Raw genomic sequence first — 19,237 nt, 5'->3', positions numbered from 1 at the left:
GTTTCCTTCAAGCGGCCCAGGGTGCGGCTCGTTCAGGCCGCTTTTGCTTCGAAATTGCCAAGATCCTCGGCGATGCGCCGGGTGAGATCGTCGCGCACCATCTTGGCGGCGACGCCGATCGCGGTGGCGACACCGATTTCGTTGGCGCCGCCGTGGCTCTTGAGCACCAGCCCGTTGAGCCCGAGGAAAACCGCGCCGTTATGGTTGTTGGGGTCGAGATGGTGGCGCAGCAGATCGGTCGCGGGCTTGGAGATCAGGAAGCCGATCTTCGAGCGCATCGAACTCTTGAACGCGCGGCGCAGCAGATCGGCGACGAAGCGCGCGGTGCCCTCGGCGGTCTTCAGCGCGATGTTGCCGGAGAAGCCGTCGCACACGATGACATCGACCTCGCCGCGCGAGAGCCGGTCGCCCTCGATGAAGCCGGTGAAGCTCATCGGCAGGTGAGTCGCGAGGCGCAGCGTCTGCGCGGCGTCGCGGATCTCGTCGGTGCCCTTCTGGTCCTCGCTGCCGATGTTGAGCAGCGCGACGCGCGGGCTCTGGAGATCGAGCGTGGTGCGCGCATAGGCGGCGCCCATCACCGCGAACTGGACGAGGTTGCGCGCGGTGCATTCGGTGTTCGCGCCGAGATCGAGCACGACGACGTCATTCTCGCCGAGCGAGGGCATCATCGCGGCGAGCGCGGGGCGGTCGATGCCGGGCATCGTGCGCAGCGAGAGCTTGGCCATCGCCATCAGCGCGCCGGTGTTGCCCGACGACACCGCGGCGGCGGCGCGGCCCTGCTTGACCATGTCGATGGCGACACCCATCGACGTGGTCTTCGCGCGACGGATCGCCTGGCTCGGCTTGTCGGACGATCCCACCACCTCGGGGGCGTGGACGATCTCCGAATGCGCGGTCAGGTTGGGATGATTCTTCAGCCCGTGCGTGATCGCCGCCTCATCCCCCACGAGGATGAAGCGCAGGTCCGATCCCTGGCCTTCGAACTGACGACGCGCGCGCGCGACCCCGGCCAGCATCACCGCCAGCCCTTCGTCGCCACCCATCGCGTCAACGGCGATCCGGGAGCCGTTCGTCACTTTCGCCCCCCGTTCCGCAGAGATCAGCCCTCGACCGAGACGATCTCGCGGCCGTTGTAATGGCCGCACGAATTGCAGAGATTGTGCGGACGCTTCAGTTCACCACAGTTCGGGCATTCCTGAAACGATTCGATGCTCAGCGCATCGTGGGCCCGGCGCATGCCGCGCTTGGACGGCGTAGTTTTTCTCTTGGGGACGGCCATTTCGGCGAAACCTTGTGCTTGTTGCGTGTTCGATTCGGGGCGATTCGCCCGGACCCAATAGCCACGTGACCGACGGTTGAGGGTCGGCCGCGGTGGCACCTGCGGCCGAACGCATCGCGAAGCACCGCGCCTATAGCGATTCTCCGCGCCGTTGCAAGCGGTGAGGCACGGTGGCACAGCGCGGGCCTCTCACGAAAGGATCGAATCTTGGCGCCTGTCCTGCTGCCGATCACGCTCACCGCCGTCGGCGGGGCGGGCATCATCAACTTCTGGCTGGCGGCGCGCACCGGGCTGATCCGGCGCGAAACCGGCGTCGAGCTGGGCGACGGCGGCAACCTGCCGCTGATCCGCCGGATGCGCGCGCACGCCAATTTCGTCGAATATGCGCCGTTCGTGCTGCTGCTGATCGGCCTGATCGAACTTTCGATCGGCAGCCCGACGTGGCTGTGGGCGGTGAGTTCGGTCTTCCTGATCGCGCGAATCGCGCACGCGCTCGGCATGGACGGCATGCCGGGCGGCCGCGAGGGCGGCACGGCGGTGACCTTCGCGGTGCTGCTCGGGCTGTCAGCCTATGCGGTGACGCTGCCGTTCATCGGCGGCTCCGGGCGGGTGGTGACGGAGACGGTGATTCGGGTGCGGTGAGGCCAGCGTGAAAGCCGTTCGTCCCGAGCGAAGTCGAGAGACACGTCCGCAGCGCCGGTGTCTCGACTTCGCTCGACACGAACCGGCTGGGAATGTCGGTCAGGCCGCCAGCGCCGCGTCGCTCACATAGGGGTTGCTGGCGCGTTCCTGCGCGAAGGTGCTCATCTGGTTGTGGCCGGGGATGAAGGCGGTGTCGCCGCCGAGCGGCCACAGCTTGGTGACGATCGCGTCGAGCAGATCCTGATGATTGCCCATCGGGAAATCGGTCCGGCCGATCGAGCCGGCGAACAGCACGTCGCCGACGATCGCCAGCTTCGACGGCGCGTGGTGGAACACGACATGGCCCGGCGTGTGGCCGGGGCAGTGATAGACGTCGAGCGTCAGATTGCCGACGGTCACCGTATCGCCGTCGGCCAGCCAGCGGTCGGGCTCGAACGGGGTGCCGGGCACGCCATAATTGCGGCCGTCGTCGGCGAGCCGGGCGATCCAGAAGCGATCGGCCTCGTGCGGCCCCTCGATCGGCGCGCCGAGTTCCCGCGCGAACGGGCCGGCCGAGCCGCAATGGTCGATATGGCCGTGGGTGATGAGGATCTTCTCGACCGTGACACCGTGCTGCGCCGCCGCCGCGCGCAGCTTGGGCAGATCCCCGCCCGGATCGACGAAGGCGCCGCGCATCGTTTCGGTGCACCAGAACAGCGTGCAATTCTGCTGGAGCGGCGTGACCGGGATGATCGTCGCGCGGAGGGGAGGATTGGCCATATCGCGCCGAGATAGAAACCATCGCCAGGGCGGACAAGAGCCGGGGCTTGCCCCTGGGGGCATAACCGCTGCATCTGTGCGCCGGAAATGCCGCCGCGTGACGCCCCTTTCGTCCTGCTCGACGATTACAGCGAGGTTCGGGCCAGCGCCGGGCGCGCGCGGCTGTACCGTGATCCGGTGCGGATCGTGGCGGCATATGATGCCGCCGAGGTCCGGCCCGCGCTGGAGGCGGTGCGCGCGGGCCGGCGCGCCGGGCTGCACGCCGCCGGCTATCTCGCCTATGAGGCGGCGGCGGCGTTCGAGCCGATCGCGGGCGCCGCGCCGCCGACGGACGCGCCGCTGCTATGGTTCGGGCTGTTCGAGCGCTGGGACGAGGTGGCCGACGTGGCGGCGCTGCTGCCCGACCCGGACGGGGCGTGGATCGGCGCGCCCGAACCGGACATCGCCTTTGCCGACTATGCCGCGCGCTTCGCCCGCGTGCGCGAGCTGATCGTCGCGGGCGACATCTACCAGGCCAATCTCACCTACCGCGCGCGCGTGCCGGTGCTGGGCGATCCGCGCGCGGCCTATGCGCAGTTGCGCGCGCGGGCGCGCGGCGGGTTCGGCGCGCTGGTTCACGACGGCGCGCGCTGGCTGCTGTCGCTGTCGCCCGAATCGTTCTTCGCGCTGTCGGGGCGCGAGCTGCGCTGCCGCCCGATGAAGGGCACCGCGCCGCGCGGCGCGACGCGCGCGGAGGACGACGCGCTCGCCGCCACGCTCGCCGCCGATCCCAAGCAGCGCGCCGAGAATTTGATGATCGTCGATCTGATGCGCAACGATCTCGCCCGCGTCGCGGCGGCGGGGAGCGTCGCGGTGCCCGATCTGTTCGCGGTCGAGCGCTATCCGACGGTCCAGCAGATGGTCTCGACCGTCGCCGCGCGGCTGGCCGAGGGGCGTGACGCGGTGGACGTGCTGGCGGCGCTGTTCCCGTGCGGTTCGATCACCGGCGCGCCCAAGCTGCGCGCGATGGAGGTGATCGGCGAGGTCGAGGACACGCGCCGCGACGTCTATACCGGCGCGATCGGGCGGATCGACGCGGACGGGGACGCCGCGTTCAACGTCGCGATCCGCACGCTGACGCTGCCCGACGGCGCGGACACAGCGAGCTTCGGGGTGGGCGGCGGGATCGTCGCCGATTCGCGCGCTAGCGACGAATGGGCCGAGACGCGGACCAAGAGCGCGTTCCTCGCCACGCCCGGCCCCGGCTTCGACCTGATCGAGACGATGCGGTTCGACCCGCTAACGGGGGTGGCGCGGCTCGAACGCCACCTCGCGCGGATGCGGGCGAGCGCCGCGGCGTTCGGCTTCGTGTTCGATCGCCACATCGCGCGCAACGAGCTTCAGGCGGCGACCTTCCGGCTGCGCGAGCCGCGCCGGCTGCGGCTGTTGCTGGCGCGAAGCGGCGCGATCGCGATAGAGGTGTCGCCGCTGCCCGCGCCGCCGGCGGGGCCGGTGCCGGTCGCGGTGGTGCCGCTGCCGGTCGATCCGGGCGACATCCGCCTGCGCCACAAGACCACCGATCGCGGCTTCTACGACGCGGCGCGCGTCGCGGCGGGCACGTTCGAGGTGCTGTTCGCCGACCCTTCCGGCGCGCTGACCGAGGGGAGCTTCACCGCGCTGTTCGTGGCGCGCGGCGGCGTGCTGGTGACGCCGCCGCTGGCGCGCGGGCTGCTGCCGGGGGTGCTGCGCGCGGCGCTGATCGCGGAGGGCAAGGCGATCGAGGGCGATCTGACCGCCGCCGATCTCGCGGGCGGCTTCTTCATCGGCAACGCGCTGCGCGGGCTGATTCCGGCGGTCGTGACGGTTGCGAAGCCTGCGAAGGCCAGTCTATAGCCGCGCCGCTTTCCCTATAGAGGCGTCTTTCTCATGCACCCATCCGCCGCGCTCGCCCGCATCAAGCCCTCGCCCACGCTCGCGATCACCTCGCGCGTGCAGGAACTGAAGCGCGCCGGCGTCGACGTGATCGGCCTGGGCGCCGGCGAACCCGATTTCGACACGCCCGATTTCATCAAGGAAGCGGGCATCAAGGCGATTCGCGACGGGCAGACCAAATATACCAACGTCGATGGCACCCCCGAGCTGAAGGACGCGATCGCGCAGAAATATCTGCGCGACAACGGCCTCGCCTACACGCGCGACCAGATCAGCGTGAATTCGGGCGGCAAGCACACCTTGTTCAACGCGATGGTGGCGACGCTCGACGCCGGCGACGAGGTGGTGATCCCCGCACCGTATTGGGTGAGCTATCCCGATGTCGTGCTGTTCGCGGGCGGTACGCCGGTGTTCGTCGCGGCGGGCGCCGACCAGCAGTACAAGATCACCCCCGAGCAGCTCGACGCGGCGATCACGCCGAAGACCAAGTGGGTGATCCTCAACTCGCCGTCCAACCCGACCGGCGCCGCCTATAGTGAGGCCGAGCTGAAAGCGCTGGGCGCGGTGCTGGAGGCGCATCCGCACGTGTGGATCTTCGCCGACGACATGTACGAGCATATCCTGTTCGACGATTTCAAGTTCACCACGATCGCGCAGGTCTGCCCGTCGCTGTACGAGCGCACGCTGACCGCCAACGGCTGTTCGAAGGCCTATGCGATGACCGGCTGGCGGATCGGTTTCGCCGGCGGCGCGCCGTGGCTGATCAAGGCGATGGCGAAGCTTCAGTCGCAATCGACCAGCAACCCGTGTTCGATCGCGCAGGCGGCATCGGTCGCGGCGCTGACCGGCGACCAGGGGTTCCTCAAGGACAACGCCGCGCTGTTCCAGCGCCGGCGCGATCTCGTCGTGGGGATGCTCAACCAGGCCGAGGGCATGACCTGCCCCAAGCCCGAGGGCGCCTTCTACGTATATCCCGAATTCTCCGCGCTGATCGGCAAGACCACGCCGGGCGGCAAGCGGATCGAGACCGACGAGGACTTCGTCGGCTATCTGCTCGACGATGCCAAGGTGGCGGCGGTGCAGGGCGCGGCGTTCGGCCTCTCGCCGGCGATGCGGATCAGCTATGCGACCAGCGACGAACTGCTGACCAAGGCGTGCGAGCGGATCCAGGAGGCGTGCGCGGCGCTGCGCTAGGCACCGCCGGCCCGCCCGCCCCCCGAACGGGTCTAAGCCCGAACGGGGGCGCGGGCGGCTTCCTGCTTCGGGCGTGATCGACGCAAAAACCGGGGATCGGTCAAGACCCCCTTGCCCTTGGCCGGTGCGATGCCATATTTTCGTCTCGCCATGATCGACGCACCCACACCCACGACGATGGCCGAGCACACGGACGGCGATGACGACGGCACCGGGCTTGGTGTCGCGACCCGCACGCGTGCCCGCACCAAGCAGCCGACGCCGTACCGCGTGCTGCTGCTCAACGACGATTACACGCCGATGGAGTTCGTCGTGCTCGTGCTTCAGCGCTTCTTCCGCATGGACATGGAGGCGGCGACGCGGGTGATGCTCCACGTCCACCAGAAGGGCGTCGGCGTGTGCGGCATCTTCAGCTATGAGGTCGCCGAGACCAAGGTCGCGCAGGTGACCGAATTCGCCCGGCAGAACCAGCATCCGCTGCAATGCATGCTGGAAAAGGCGTGACCCGCCGCCGCTGAGCCTCACCCGGCGCGGTTTGGCCCGGCATCGCGGCCTGGCCGTTATCCCCGCGAGGCGGGCAGCCAGCCGAGTTCCAGACCCGCGTAGCGATCGATGAAATTGGCCGAGCGCGCCAGCGCGCGTTCGTCGAGAAAGCGCACCCGGCCCGCCTCGCGCGCGATCAGCCGCTCCTCCTCCAACTGGCGCAGCATGCGGTTGACGTGGACGGCGGTGAGGCCGGTCGCGTCGCCGATCTCCTCCTGCGTCAGCCCGAGCGCGAAACTGTCGCCGACGCTCTTGTCGAGCATCCGCGCGCGGTTGCGCATCTCGATCAGCACCGCCGCCACGCGTGCCTTGGCCGAGGTGCGGCCGAGCGCGGCGAGCCGGTCGGTCAGCGCGACCCGCTCGATCTGGTTATAGACCAGGATCAGCGCGGCGAGACGCGGATGCTCGACCAGCAAGGCGCTGAACGCGGCGCGTTCGAACGGCGCGACGGTGCAATCGGACAGGGCGGTGATCGTCTCGGGCGCGTCGTCGTAGATCAGGTTCGAGACGGCGAGCAGATCGCCCGAGGAATGGATGCGCAGGATCTGCCGGCTGCCGTCGTCGAGCAACACCGAGCTCATCATCCGGCCGGACCGCAACACGAACACTTCGCCGACGCGATCATTCTCGCGCTGCAGCGTGACACCGCGGCGAAGACGCCGTTCCCGTTCCTCCAGACGCTCAAGCGCTCGGTATTCCACATCCGTCAGCGCGACCATGTCGTTGAGACGGTCGGCGAAGCAACTGCCAGGCACTCGTAACATTCCCCCACTGGTCCGCGATCCAAAGCAGTCCTGTAAAATCAGTGCATTAAAGTCGATCAAGGGTGTCTCGAAGCCGACACATTCCACTTTGCGCGCGCCGCGCCGGCTTGCGCGGAAGGCGCGAGACGATAATAGCCGGCGGATGGATCGCATCATCATTCGTGGCGGCAAACGCCTGTCGGGCCGCCTCCCCATTTCCGGTGCCAAGAACGCCGCGCTGACGCTGATGCCGTGCGCGCTGCTGACCGAGGAACCGCTGACGCTGCGCAACCTGCCGCGGCTCGCCGACGTCGACAGTTTCGGGCATCTGCTCAACCAGCTCGGCGCTTCGACCCAGATCGAGGGCGCACGGCCCGAGGATTTCGGGCGGGTGATGACGATCCGCGCGGGCAAGCTGACCTCGACCGAGGCGCCGTACGACATCGTGCGCAAGATGCGCGCCTCGATCCTCGTGCTCGGCCCGCTGGTCGGCCGCGCGGGCGAGGCGACGGTGTCGCTGCCCGGCGGCTGCGCGATCGGCAACCGGCCGATCGACCTGCATCTGAAGGCGCTGGAGGCGCTCGGCGCCGAGATCGAGCTGGCGGCGGGCTATGTGAAGGCGACCGCGCCGGGCGGGCGGCTGGCGGGCGGCGATTACGTCTTCCCGATCGTCTCGGTCGGCGCGACCGAGAATGCGGTGATGGCGGCGGTGACGGCGCGGGGCGTCTCGCGGATCGGCAATGCCGCGCGCGAGCCCGAGATCGTCGACCTGTGCAACTGCCTGGTCGCGATGGGCGCGAAGATCACCGGGATCGGCACCGAGACGCTGGAGATCACCGGGGTCGAACGGCTGCACGGCGCGACCTATGCGGTGATGCCCGACCGGATCGAGGCGGGCAGCTATGCGTGCGCGGCGGCGATCACCGGCGGCACGCTCGATCTGGTCGGGGTGGTGCCGGAGGACATGCGCGCGACGATCGCCGCGCTGGTCTCGGCGGGGGTGACGGTGGAGGAGCGCGGCACTGTGCTCCACGTCTCCGCGCCCGAGCGGCTGCGGCCGCTGACGCTCTCGACCGCGCCCTTCCCCGGCTTCGCGACCGACATGCAGGCGCAGTTCATGGCGATGCTGACGCTCGCCGACGGCGCCAGCGTGCTGACCGAGACGATCTTCGAGAATCGCTATATGCACGTGCCCGAGCTGGCGCGGATGGGCGCGGACATCCACGTCTCGGGCCGCACCGCGGTGGTGCGCGGCGTGAACAAGCTCGTCGGTGCGCCGGTGATGGCGACCGACCTGCGCGCGTCGATGAGCCTGATCCTCGCGGGACTCGCGGCGGAGGGCGAGACGCAGGTGGCGCGCGTCTATCATCTCGACCGCGGCTACGAGCGGCTCGAGGAGAAATTGAGCGCGGTCGGCGCGGACATCGAGCGCGCCGGCGACGGGTGACGGCCTGTGTGAAATCCTCCCCCGCCAGGGGGAGGTGGCACGCGTAGCGTGACGGAGGGGGCGGGCGGCGAAACGGTCGCGCGCGAATCGCGCCCTCCCCCTCCGTCGCCTTTGGCGACACCTCCCCCTGGCGGGGTAGGATTGCGATTACAGCCCACACACGAAAAGGGGCCGCCCTCGCGGGCGGCCCCTTTCCTATTCCCGAACGCCGGCGATCAGGCGGCGATCTTGGCCTTTTCGGCGGCGAGCGCGACGCGGTTCGACAGCGGCTGGGCGACTTCGCCGGCCAGCTTGAGCAGCGCTTCGGTGTGCTTCGACGATTCGGCGACGAGCGAGTCGAACGACTGGCGGAAATAGTCGCTCTGGAGCTTGAACAGCTCGGTCGGCGACTTCACCGACGCGAAGCTCTTCATCATCGCGGTCGCGCCTTCGAACTGCTTGCGCGTGTATTCGGCGGCTTCCTGACCGAACGATTCGAAGCCCTTGGCCGCGATCTTGCTCGATTCGACGACGGCTTCGATGTTGCCCTTGCCGAACGCGTTCATGTCCTCGAACAGCTTGGTGCTCTTCTCGAAAGCGGCCTTGGCGCGCTCATTGGCGTCGCCGAAATAGGTCTGGGTCTTGGCGGTGGCGTCCTGGATCGTGGCTTCCATGGTCTTTTCCTTGTGCGAGATCGCCGCGGAAGACGGTTCCGGGGCTGGGGGCGGGGTAGAAACGGGAGGCTCCGGCGCGGTGACGGGCTGGGGAGCGGGTTCGGGCGCCGCGGCGACGGGCTCCGGCGCCGGCTTGGCGGCGACCGGGGGAAGCGTGACGGGCGGCACCACCACTTCCGGGATCACCGGCGCGGCGAGCGTCGGCGCCGGCTCGGCGGCCTGAGCGGCAACGGGTTCGGGCAGCATCGGCACCGGCGGCTTCGCCTTGGGTGCGGGCTTCGATGCTACCGGCTTGGGCGGTTTCGGCGCGGCGGCCGGGGTCGGCGAAGCGGCTGCGGCGGGAGGCACCGGCACGGCCGGCTTGTTCGGCCCCTTGCCGCGCGTCGCGGGCTTGGGATTGTCACCGGCCATATGATCGTCTCCTGCCGTATTGCTGTCACGCAATATATCGAAGTCGATCCACGACCGCAAGAAGTTTGTTGCAGTGCAACATGGCTGTCATGCTGCAATGTTGGAGCCATAATGGAGACAATAAAGCGGGGCTTCATCTTTCCCGAACGTAGCGCCCGGGCGCGTCGTCGAGCGCCTTCGCGGTTCCGCCGCCCGGTTTGCGCGCGCCGGTCGCGCGCACCGTCGCCGAATCTATCGCGCGCAGCCACGCCGCCCAATCGGGCCACCAGCTCCCCGGAGTCTCGCGCGCGGCGGCGAGGAAATCGTCGAGCGTGCCCTTTGGTTCCGCGTCGCTCCAATATTGGTATTTGTTCGCCTCCGGGTGGTTGACCACGCCGGCGATATGCCCCGACCCGGCCAGCACGAAGCGCACCGGCCCCTTGAGGTGCTCGGTCAGTTTCCACACGCTTTCGGCCGGGGCGATATGATCCTCGCGGCCCGCCTGCACATACGCGGGGGTCTCGATCCGCCCGAGGTCGATCGGCGTGCCATCGACGCTCAGCGCGCCGGGCGTTGCGAGCAGATTGTCGCGGTACAGGTCGCTCAGATAGCTGAGATGCCATTTCGCCGGCAGGTTGGTGATGTCGCTGTTCCAGTGGAGCAGGTCGAACGGCGCGTAATCATTGCCGAGCAGATAGTTGTTGGTGACATAATTCCAGATCAGATCGCGCCCGCGCAGCAGGTTGAAGGTCGCCGCCATGTAGCGCCCGTCGAGATAGCCGTCGGGGCTCAGTTCCTTGAACATCGCGAGTTGGGCATCATCGACGAAATGGAGCAATTCGCCGGCATCCGCGAAATCGACCTGCGCGGTGAAGAAGGTCGCGCTCGCCACGATGTCGGCGCGCCCGCGCGCCGCGAGCAGCGCGAGCGTGGCGGCGAGCGTGGTCCCCGCCACGCAATAGCCGATCGCGTGGACGCGATCGACCTTGAGCGCGGCGCGGGTCGCCTCGATCGCGTCGATCTGCGCGGCGACGTAATCGTCCCACACGACATGCTTGAGGCTCGCGTCGGCGGATTTCCACGACACCATCAGCACGGTGATGCCCTGATCGACCGCCCAGCGCACGAAGCTCTTCTCGGGCGTGAGATCGAGAATGTAGAAGCGGTTGATCCACGGCGGGAAGATCACGATCGGCGTCTTGAGCACGTTGGGCGTGGTCGGCGCATATTGGATCAGTTCGTACAGCGGGGTGCGATGGATCACCTTGCCGGGGGTGACGGCGAGGTTACGGCCAAGCTCGAACGCGCCCGGCGCCACCTGCGTCATCTGCCCCTTGGAGATGTCGGCGAGCATGTTCTGCAAGCCCTTGACGAGATTCTCGCCACGCGTCTCGATCGTCTTTTCGAGCACCTGCGGGTTGGTGGCGGGGAAGTTGCTCGGGCTCATCGCGTCGATGAAGGCGCGCGTGGCGAAGCGGAGCTGCTCCTTCTGCTTGCCCTCGACCCCCTCGATCGACTCGACCGCGCGGAGCAGATGGTCCGAGAGCAGGAAGTAGCTCTGGCGAATCCAGTCGAACACCGGATTATCGTGCCAGCGCGGATCGCGGAAGCGGCGGTCGGCGGTCTGTTCGGGGCGCTGCGCCGGGCCTTGCGCGGCGGGATCGAGCAGGTGCTGCCACAGCGCGATGCTGTCGCGCCAGAAATCCTTGGCGCGCGCCACCGTCGCCGGATCGGTGACGCCGGGGATCGGCGGCACCGCGCCGGCGTCGGCCGGCTGCATCGCGGCGAGCCCATGTTCGAGCGCGAGTTGCTGGAGCCGGCCGAGGATCAGCGTCCAGTGCTGCATCTCCTCCAGGCTGGGCAAGCCGAAACCCGCGCCCGTCGGAGCCGCGCCGGGCCGTTGCTTGGTATCGGTCTCGCTCACGCGCGTTCTCCTTCGCCCCTGGCGGGTTTTGCTTTCGTCGATGGCCGTTCGAGTTCTATAAGCGTGCCGTCGCGCCTTTGCGACCTTGGGAAGATCCAGTGTCCGACGAATTCTACCGCATGAAGCGCCTGCCGCCCTATATCATCGCCGAAGTGAACGCGATGCGGGCCGAAGCGCGCGCGGGCGGCGAGGACATCATCGATCTCGGCATGGGCAATCCCGATCTGCCGCCGCCGCCGCATGTCATCGAGAAACTGTGCGAAGTGGCGAGCAAGCCGGGCGCGCACGGCTATTCGCAGTCGAAGGGCATTCCGGGGCTGCGCCGCGCGCAGGCGAATTATTACGGCCGCCGCTTCGGCGTCGATGTCGACCCCGAGACCGAGGTGGTGGTGACGATGGGATCGAAGGAGGGGCTCGCCAGCCTCGCCACCGCGATCACCGCGCCGGGCGACGTCGTGCTCGCGCCCAACCCCTCCTATCCGATCCACACCTTCGGCTTCATCATCGCCGGCGCGACGATCCGCGCGGTGCCGACCACGCCCGACGAACACTATTTCGAGAGCCTCGATCGCGCGATCGCCTTCACAGTGCCGCGCCCGTCGATCCTCGTCGTCAACTATCCGTCGAACCCGACCGCCGAGACGGTCGATCTCGCCTTCTACGAGCGGCTTGTCGCGTGGGCGAAGGAGAACCAGGTCTGGATCATCTCGGACCTCGCCTATTCGGAACTCTATTACGACGGCAAGCCGACCGTCTCGATCCTCCAGGTGAAAGGCGCCAAGGACGTCGCGATCGAGTTCACCTCGCTCAGCAAGACCTATTCGATGGCGGGCTGGCGGATCGGCTTCGCGGTGGGCAACGCCAAGCTGATCGCGGCGATGACGCGGGTGAAATCCTACCTCGATTACGGTGCGTTCACGCCGATCCAGGCGGCGGCGTGCGCGGCGCTCAATGGCCCGCAGGATATCGTCGAGGCCAATCGCGTGCTCTACCACAAGCGCCGCGACGTGCTGGTCGAGAGCTTCGCCCGCGCCGGCTGGGACATACCCGCGCCGCCCGCGAGCATGTTCGCCTGGGCGCCGTTGCCGCCCGCGCTCAAGCATCTCGGCAGCCTCGAATTCTCCAAGCAGTTGCTCACCCACGCCAAGGTCGCGGTCGCGCCGGGGGTCGGCTATGGCGAGAATGGCGAAGGGTTCGTGCGGATCGCGATGGTCGAGAACGAACAGCGGCTGCGCCAGGCCGCGCGCAACGTGAAGCGCTATCTGCAGAGCATGGGCGTCAACACGCCGGCGCGCACCGGCTGAGCCGATCGGCCTTGCCAGCCCGCCGCCCGGAACGATCATCGGCAGACCCGGCACGCTGCGCGCCCATAGGCGTGCGATTGGCAATCGCGCGTTAAGCCTCGTGCGATATGAAGCACTTATGAGCTTTCGGGATCGATCGGGCGGCTTCGCGGCCACTATCGTCTGGACGTTCATCCTCTACGCGGTGCTGACCGCGGCGGCGGCGCTGCTGACGCGCTTCAACCACGGCATCGCGCTGATCTGGCTCGCCAACGGGCCGCTGCTCGCGACCTTGTGCCGCACCCCGCCGCGCCGCTGGCTGCCGATCGCGATCGCGGCCTGGCTGGGCATGGTGTGCGCCGTCTTCACCGCGATCGGCATCCGCCTGGTCGCGATGCCGGTCGCGCTGGTCGATGTCGGCGAGGCGGTGGTCGCGGCGGCGCTGCTGCGGCACTGGCGCGTCTCCGACACGCTGTTCCGCTCGGTGAGGACGATCCCGGCCTTTGTCGCCGCCTGCGCCGTCGCGACCTTGCTGAGCGGCCTGCCCGGCGCCGTGCTGGCGGCGGAGACGCTGCATCTCGCCGTGCTGCAGGTTTGGTCGGATTGGATCATCGGGCACGGATGCGGGCTGCTGCTCGGCACCCCGCTCGCGCTGGTGGTGCGGCGCGACGAGGGCGCGTGGGCCGAGCTGGCCCGGCCCGGGCGCGGCGGCGCGGCGGCGGGCGCCGCGCTTCTGGTCGCGGCGACGACGTTCGGCGCGTTCTGGCAGAGTACGCTGCCGCTGCTGTTCCTGCCCTTTCTGCCGGTGATGATCGCGACGGTCGCCTTCGAGCGGGTCGGCGCGGCGGTGAGCGTGGTGATCGTCGCGACGATCGGCGGCCTGCTGACGATCGCCGGGCACGGCCCGGTGATGCTGATGCACGGCGATGCCGCGCTGCGGCTGCAGGTCTTCCATTTCTATCTGGTCGTGATGTTCCTGACCGCGCTGCCGATCGCGGCGCTGCTGGTGCAGCGCGAGACGCTGGTGCGCGCGCTCGCCGAGAACGAGGCGCGCTACCGGCTGCTCGCCGACAATGCGACCGACATCATGCTGACGTTCGACCCCGACGGGACTGTACGCTTCGTCTCGCCCGCGGTGCGCGAGATCGCGCTGTACGAGCCCGAGGCGCTGCTCGGCACCAGCATAATCGACCTGATCTACCCCGAGGACCGCGCGCGCGTGCGGGCGATCTACGCGGCCGGCCTCGCCACGCCCGAGCGCAGCCACGCCTTCGAGTTCCGCGCGATCAAGGCCGACGGGACGGTGAGCTGGTTCGAGGGCAACAGCCGCATCGTGGTCGACGCGAATGGCGCGCCCGACGCGATCGTCTGCATCCTGCGCGACCTCGAGGGGCGCAAGCAGCGCGAGGCGGAGCTGGAACGCGCCGCCGCGAGCGATCCGCTGACCGGGCTGCTCAACCGCACCGCCTTCCGCCGGCGGGTCGATGAGCGGCTGCGCGGCGACGATCCGCCCGGCGCGCTGGCTTTGGTCGATCTCGATTATTTCAAGCTGGTCAACGACGTCCACGGCCACGCCACCGGCGACACCGCGCTGCTCGTGCTGGCCGATCTGCTGCGCACCAACCTGCGCGCGGAGGACGCGGTCGGGCGGATCGGCGGCGAGGAATTCGCGATCCTGTTCGCCGGGCGCGACACGGCGGCGGCGGTGGCGATCTGCGACCGCTTGCGCGACCTGCTCGCGCGGACGCTGATCCCGGCGCCGCACGACTGTTTCTCGATCACGATGAGCGCGGGGGTGATGCCGCTGCGCCGCGACCTGAGCGTGGACGCGCTGTTCTCGCGCGCGGACGAGGCGCTGTACCGGGCGAAGGCGCTCGGACGGAACCGCACCGAACGCGCGGTGGGGGCGGGCTGACCGCCCTGCACGGTTTCTCCACGGGCCGCGGACCACCGCTCGACGCGCGCGCGGCATGGCATGGTTGACCGCCACCACCCGGACCCCGATCATGCGCGCCATGACCCGCCACATCCTCGTCGTCGACGATGATCCGCATATCCGCGACCTGCTGAGCTTCGCGCTCGGCAAGGCGGGGATGACCGCCGAGGAAGCCCCCGACGGCGAGGCGGCGCTGGCGGCGATCGCGCGGCGGCCGCCCGACCTGATCGTGCTCGACATCAACATGCCGCGGCTGGACGGGCTGGAGCTGTGCAGGCGGCTGCGCGCGGGGCCGGCCGATCAGGCCGCGCTGCCGATCCTGTTCCTGTCCTCGCGCGACGACGAGATCGACCGGATCGTCGGCATCGAGATCGGCGGGGACGATTATGTCGTGAAGCCGTTCTCGCCGCGCGAGGTGGTCGCGCGGGTCGGCGCGATCCTCAAGCGCGGCGGCGCGTCCGTGCCGGCGCCGACCCCGGCGCGGATCGCGCACGGGCGGCTGTCGCTCGACCCCGAGGGATGGGAGGCGCGGTGGGACGATGTGCCCGTCGCCCTGACCGCGACCGAGTTCGAACTGCTCGCGCTGCTCGCCGCGATGCCGGGGCGCGTGTTCAGCCGCGACCGGATCATCGACCGGCTGCACGGCCCCGGCTTCGCGATCACCGACCGGACGATCGACAGCCATGTCCGCAACGTCCGCGCCAAATTCCCCGCCGGTGTGGACCTGATCGAGACGCGCGCCGGGATCGGCTACCGGATCGGCGGCTGTACGTGATCGGCTCCGCTTCATGATCGCCCCCTCTTTATGATCGGATGGGCCAAGGCGCTCGCCAAGCGCCACTGGCCGAAGCTGCGCATCCGCACGATCCTGTTCGGCACGTTGCTGTTCGTGGCGGCGCTGCCCGGCGTCGCCGCGCTGTTCCTGCGCGTGTACGAGAACACGATCGTCCAGCAGACCGAGGCCGAGCTGATCGCGCAGGGCGCGGTGCTCGGCGCGGCGTACAAGGCGGCGTGGGCGGCGGGGCTGGCCGATCCCGCGCCGCGCCGGCTCGCGCCCGAGCCGCCGCGGATCGACCTGCGGACGATGCCGATCCTGCCGCCGCAGCGCGCGCCGCGCGGCCGCTTCGCCGGCGATCCGCGCGCCGCGCGGGCGGCGCGCGCGATCCTGCCGATCGCGAGCGACGCGGCGGCGGTGACGCTGACCGCGACGCGGCTGCTCGACGCGCGCGGCGTGGTCGTGCTCGGGCGCGGCGACGTGGGCCGGCGCTATGCCGCGCTGCCCGAGGTGCGCGCGGCGCTCGCCGGCCGCGCCGCGACCGTGCTGCGCGCGCGGGGGCAGGCGCGCTGGCTGGCGGTGCTGAGCCGCGCCTATGCGATTCGCGTGCATCATGCGCGGCCGGTGCTGTTCGGCGGGCGCGTGATCGGCGTGGTGCTGTCGTCGCGCAGCCCGCGCGGGCTGTTCGTCGGCATCCGTCAGGACGCGGCGGCGATCCTGACCGGCATCGCCTTGATTCTCGCGACCTTGCTGGTGCTGGTCGGGCTGCTGTCGCGCGGGATCGCGCGGCCGATCGACCAGCTCGCGCGCGCCAGCGAAGGCGTGGCGCTCGGGCATGTCGAGATGCCCGACACGCCCGTCACCGCCGCGATCGAGATCGCGCAACTCTACGACGCGTTCCGTGGCATGGCGGCGCGGATCGAGCGGCGCTCGCGCTATCTGCGCGATTTCGCGGCGGCGGTGAGCCACGAGTTCAAGACGCCGATCGCGGGTATACGCGGTGCGCTCGAACTGCTCGACGAGCATGGCGGCACGATGGCGCCGGACGAGCGCGCGCGCTTCCTCGCCAACGCCGCCGCCGATGCCGAGCGGTTGCAGCGGCTCGTACAGCGGCTGCTCGATCTCGCCCGCGCCGACATGGTGACGATCGACGCCGGCGCGAGCGCTGATGTCGTCGCGGCGGCGCGGCGCGTGGCGGACTCATGTCGCGCGGATGGCTTCGCGGTGACGCTCGCGGGCGTCGGCGCCGCGGCGGCGCGAATCACGCCCGAGGTGATCGAGACCGTACTCGAGACATTGCTGGAGAACAGCCGTCAGGCCGGCGCGCGCGCGGTGACGATCGGCATCATCGCGGGCGACACCGTCCGGATCACCGTCACGGACGACGGCCCCGGCATTGCGCCCGCCGACCATGAGCGGATTTTCGAGCCGTTCTTCACCGGACGGCGCGAGGCGGGCGGCACCGGACTGGGCCTCGCGATCGCGCGCTCGCTGCTGGCGGCGAGCGGGGGAACGATCGCGGCGGTGGCGGTGGAGCGAGGCGCGTGTTTCGAGGCCGTGCTGATGCGGTGATGTGGCCCGGCTTGAGCGACCGCCCTCGTTTCGTCACCCGTTCGCACTGAGCTTGTCGAAGTGCGTACCAAGAGCATCGCGCTTTTGGGCACGTGCTTCGACAGGCTCAGCACGAACGGGTGGGTTTGGAGCGCAATGTCCTTAACCTCCGCTCGTTCGTGCCGAGCGCAGTCGAGGCACTGCGCTCGGGACGAACGGTGTGTGACCTCAAGCCGCCGTCCAGCCGCCGTCGACCGAGAGGTTAGCGCCGGTGATCGACTTGGCCTCGTCGCGGCACAGGTACAGCGCGAGCGCGGCGACCTGTTCGACGGTGACGAATTCCTTGGTCGGCTGCGCGTCGAGCAGGACGTCGTTCATCACCTGTTCGCGCGTCATGCCGCGCGCCGCCATCGTGTCGGGGATCTGCTTCTCGACCAGCGGCGTCCAGACATAGCCCGGCGAGATCGCATTGACGGTGATGCCGAACGTCGCGGTTTCGAGCGCGACCGTCTTGGTGAGGCCGGCGAGGCCGTGCTTGGCCGTGACATAGGCGGATTTGGCGGGGCTTGCGACGAGCGAGTGCGCCGACGCGGTCGAGATGATCCGGCCCCACTTCGCCGCCTTCATCAGCGGCACCGCCGCGCGCATCATGTGGAAGGCGGAGGACAGGTTGATCGCGATAATCGCGTTCCATTTGTCGATCGGGAAATCCTCGATCGGCGCGACGTACTGGATGCCGGCGTTGTTGACGATGATGTCCGGCCCGCCCAGCTCGGCGTGGCAGCGCTGGACCATGCCGGCGATCTCGTCCGGCTTGGTCATGTCGGCGGCGTCGTAGAGCGCCTTCGCGCCGCTCGTCGCTTCGAGCGCGGCGCGTTCCTTTTCGATGTCGGCGGCATCGCCGAAGCCGTTGATGACCACGCTCGCGCCCTCGCTCGCGAACGCCTTGGCATAGGCGAGGCCGATACCCGAAGTGGAACCGGTGACGATCGCGGATCTGCCCTTGAGGAACATGCGGTTTTCTCCGTTTGCGTGAGGATCAGGTCAGGGATGCGCGCGGTCGAGCGTCAGGTCGAACGCCGCGCTCTTGCCGGTCTCGATATTCTCGGCGACGAGACGGGCGTTGGCCATCGTCTCGTGGACGGCTTCGAGCCCGGCGCGCCAATGTTCGTCCATCGTGCGCGCCGAGAATTCGTAATCGCGCGATCCGCCCTCCCACGCGTTGGCGCGGTAGATGAGCTGGACGAGATTGACCGCATCCTCGTGCGAGCGCGCGGCGAGCGCGAGCACGTCGGGATCGTCCGCGAGCGCCGCGGGCAGCTTGGCGAGCACCTTGCGCGCGAGTTCGCGGTCCTTGCGGATGCGCAGCAGCACGTCGGAGACCTGCCGGGTGCGGCTGGAGAAGCGAATCTCCTTCTCGCGCGCCATCACGTCCATGATCGTGCGCGGGCGCTCGGCGCTGGAGGAGAACAGATCGACCTGGAAGGCGAGCAGATCGGAGGTCTGGTTGTCGAGCACGTGGCTGAGCGGCGTGTTCGAGACGAGCCCGCCGTCCCACCACAAGCGCCCGTCGATCTCGACCGGGGGAAGCCCCGGCGGCAGCGCGCCCGAGGCCATGATGTGGCGCGCGTCGATCCGGTCGGTCGTCGTGTCGAAATAGCGGAAGTTGCCGCTTTCGAGATCGACCGCGCCGACCGAGAGCCGCACCGGGCCGGTGTTGAGCAGATCCCAGTCGATCATCGAATCGAGCGTTTCGAGCAAGGCCCGCGTATCGTAGAAGCTGAGCGCCTCGGGCGTTCCCGGCGCCGCGAAGATCGGTGAGATCGCGCGCGGCGTGAAGAAACCGGGCACGCCCCGCGCCAGCACGAAATTGGCCGACCATTCGTGCAGCGCCTCGCGGACATGGTCGTTGGGGAAGATCGGGAAGCTTGGCAGCGCGCTGGTCAGCAGGTTCCAGAAATCGTGGAGCGCCTCCACCCGCCTTTCCGGCGGGTTGCCCGCGACCAGTGCCGCGTTGACCGCGCCGATCGAAATGCCCGCAACCCAGTCGATCGCGATCCCGCTCGCCGCCAGCCCCTCGATCACCCCGGCCTGATAGCTGCCGAGCGCGCCGCCACCCTGAAGCACCAGGGCGACGGTATCGGGCAGCGGGATCGCCTTGGCATGGCGTTTGGGGCGTTTGTGGGGTTCGCTGTCGGCCATGCGCA

General features: G+C 69.1%; 17 protein-coding genes. 9 read left to right on the top strand and 8 right to left on the bottom strand.

Annotated features, from left to right (window positions below; genetic code table 11):
- Nucleotides 1-32: 32 nt before the first annotated feature.
- The gene (gene plsX, locus BLS81_RS18500; RefSeq protein ID WP_093226105.1) at nucleotides 33-1,076 is read right to left on the bottom strand and encodes a phosphate acyltransferase PlsX; all 1,044 of its coding nucleotides are present in this window, start codon (nucleotides 1,074-1,076) and stop codon (nucleotides 33-35) included.
- Nucleotides 1,077-1,099: 23 nt separating this feature from the next.
- Nucleotides 1,100-1,279, bottom strand: a complete 180-nt coding sequence (gene rpmF / locus BLS81_RS18495) for a 50S ribosomal protein L32 (protein WP_093226103.1) — start codon at nucleotides 1,277-1,279, stop codon at nucleotides 1,100-1,102.
- Between the two features lie 207 nt (nucleotides 1,280-1,486).
- On the opposite strand from rpmF, the gene BLS81_RS18490 reads away from it, so the two are divergent.
- Nucleotides 1,487-1,921: an MAPEG family protein gene (locus BLS81_RS18490; RefSeq protein WP_256326331.1), complete on the top strand. Its 435-nt coding sequence runs from the start codon at nucleotides 1,487-1,489 to the stop codon at nucleotides 1,919-1,921.
- A 99-nt stretch (nucleotides 1,922-2,020) separates the two neighbouring features.
- On the opposite strand, the gene BLS81_RS18485 is transcribed toward BLS81_RS18490, so the two are convergent.
- Complete coding sequence (locus BLS81_RS18485; RefSeq protein WP_093226102.1) at nucleotides 2,021-2,680, bottom strand: MBL fold metallo-hydrolase; 660 nt, start codon at nucleotides 2,678-2,680, stop codon at nucleotides 2,021-2,023.
- Between the two features lie 87 nt (nucleotides 2,681-2,767).
- Here BLS81_RS18485 and pabB point away from each other — a divergent pair, with 87 nt between their 5' ends.
- From pabB to clpS, 3 genes are all read left to right on the top strand, one after another.
- Nucleotides 2,768-4,552 (top strand): aminodeoxychorismate synthase component I, encoded by a 1,785-nt coding sequence (gene pabB / locus BLS81_RS18480; RefSeq protein WP_093226100.1) that lies wholly within the window; start codon nucleotides 2,768-2,770, stop codon nucleotides 4,550-4,552.
- Nucleotides 4,553-4,585: 33 nt separating this feature from the next.
- Complete coding sequence (locus tag BLS81_RS18475) at nucleotides 4,586-5,785, top strand: pyridoxal phosphate-dependent aminotransferase (RefSeq protein WP_093226098.1); 1,200 nt, start codon at nucleotides 4,586-4,588, stop codon at nucleotides 5,783-5,785.
- Nucleotides 5,786-5,935: 150 nt separating this feature from the next.
- Nucleotides 5,936-6,289 carry an ATP-dependent Clp protease adapter ClpS gene (gene clpS / locus BLS81_RS18470; protein WP_371128305.1) on the top strand — a complete coding sequence of 118 codons (354 nt, stop codon included), beginning with the start codon at nucleotides 5,936-5,938 and terminating at the stop codon, nucleotides 6,287-6,289.
- Between the two features lie 56 nt (nucleotides 6,290-6,345).
- Here the strand turns inward: clpS and BLS81_RS18465 are convergent, their stop codons facing one another.
- A complete protein-coding gene (locus BLS81_RS18465) occupies nucleotides 6,346-7,047 on the bottom strand; it encodes a Crp/Fnr family transcriptional regulator (protein ID WP_093226097.1) in 702 nt (233 codons plus the stop codon).
- 187 nt (nucleotides 7,048-7,234) lie between these two features.
- Between BLS81_RS18465 and murA the strand changes: the two genes are divergently transcribed.
- Nucleotides 7,235-8,518, top strand: a complete 1,284-nt coding sequence (gene murA / locus BLS81_RS18460; RefSeq protein WP_093226095.1) for a UDP-N-acetylglucosamine 1-carboxyvinyltransferase — start codon at nucleotides 7,235-7,237, stop codon at nucleotides 8,516-8,518.
- 215 nt (nucleotides 8,519-8,733) lie between these two features.
- Here the strand turns inward: murA and BLS81_RS18455 are convergent, their stop codons facing one another.
- On the bottom strand, nucleotides 8,734-9,582 hold the full coding sequence (locus tag BLS81_RS18455) for a phasin family protein (protein WP_093226094.1): 849 nt from the start codon (nucleotides 9,580-9,582) through the stop codon (nucleotides 8,734-8,736).
- A 133-nt stretch (nucleotides 9,583-9,715) separates the two neighbouring features.
- On the bottom strand, nucleotides 9,716-11,407 hold the full coding sequence (locus BLS81_RS18450) for a PHA/PHB synthase family protein (RefSeq protein WP_093226180.1): 1,692 nt from the start codon (nucleotides 11,405-11,407) through the stop codon (nucleotides 9,716-9,718).
- Between the two features lie 176 nt (nucleotides 11,408-11,583).
- Here BLS81_RS18450 and BLS81_RS18445 point away from each other — a divergent pair, with 176 nt between their 5' ends.
- From BLS81_RS18445 to BLS81_RS18430, 4 genes are all read left to right on the top strand, one after another.
- Entirely contained in the window at nucleotides 11,584-12,789 is a 1,206-nt protein-coding gene (locus tag BLS81_RS18445; RefSeq protein WP_093226092.1) for an LL-diaminopimelate aminotransferase, read from the top strand.
- A gap of 118 nt (nucleotides 12,790-12,907) precedes the next feature.
- Nucleotides 12,908-14,683: a sensor domain-containing diguanylate cyclase gene (locus BLS81_RS18440; RefSeq protein ID WP_093226091.1), complete on the top strand. Its 1,776-nt coding sequence runs from the start codon at nucleotides 12,908-12,910 to the stop codon at nucleotides 14,681-14,683.
- A 55-nt stretch (nucleotides 14,684-14,738) separates the two neighbouring features.
- A complete protein-coding gene (locus BLS81_RS18435) occupies nucleotides 14,739-15,479 on the top strand; it encodes a response regulator transcription factor (protein WP_256326329.1) in 741 nt (246 codons plus the stop codon).
- Nucleotides 15,480-15,509: 30 nt separating this feature from the next.
- On the top strand, nucleotides 15,510-17,051 hold the full coding sequence (locus tag BLS81_RS18430; protein ID WP_093226088.1) for a sensor histidine kinase: 1,542 nt from the start codon (nucleotides 15,510-15,512) through the stop codon (nucleotides 17,049-17,051).
- 207 nt (nucleotides 17,052-17,258) lie between these two features.
- Here BLS81_RS18430 and BLS81_RS18425 read toward each other — a convergent pair whose 3' ends face one another.
- A complete protein-coding gene (locus BLS81_RS18425) occupies nucleotides 17,259-18,044 on the bottom strand; it encodes a 3-hydroxybutyrate dehydrogenase (RefSeq protein WP_093226086.1) in 786 nt (261 codons plus the stop codon).
- A 30-nt stretch (nucleotides 18,045-18,074) separates the two neighbouring features.
- Complete coding sequence (locus BLS81_RS18420; RefSeq protein WP_093226085.1) at nucleotides 18,075-19,232, bottom strand: patatin-like phospholipase family protein; 1,158 nt, start codon at nucleotides 19,230-19,232, stop codon at nucleotides 18,075-18,077.
- Nucleotides 19,233-19,237 lie beyond the last annotated feature (5 nt).

The organism is Sphingomonas sp. NFR15 (genome assembly GCF_900103265.1).
Taxonomy (GTDB): domain Bacteria; phylum Pseudomonadota; class Alphaproteobacteria; order Sphingomonadales; family Sphingomonadaceae; genus Sphingomonas; species Sphingomonas pollutisoli.
Note: the sequence above shows the minus strand (reverse complement) of the source record. Positions and strands in the feature narration are given on the sequence as shown.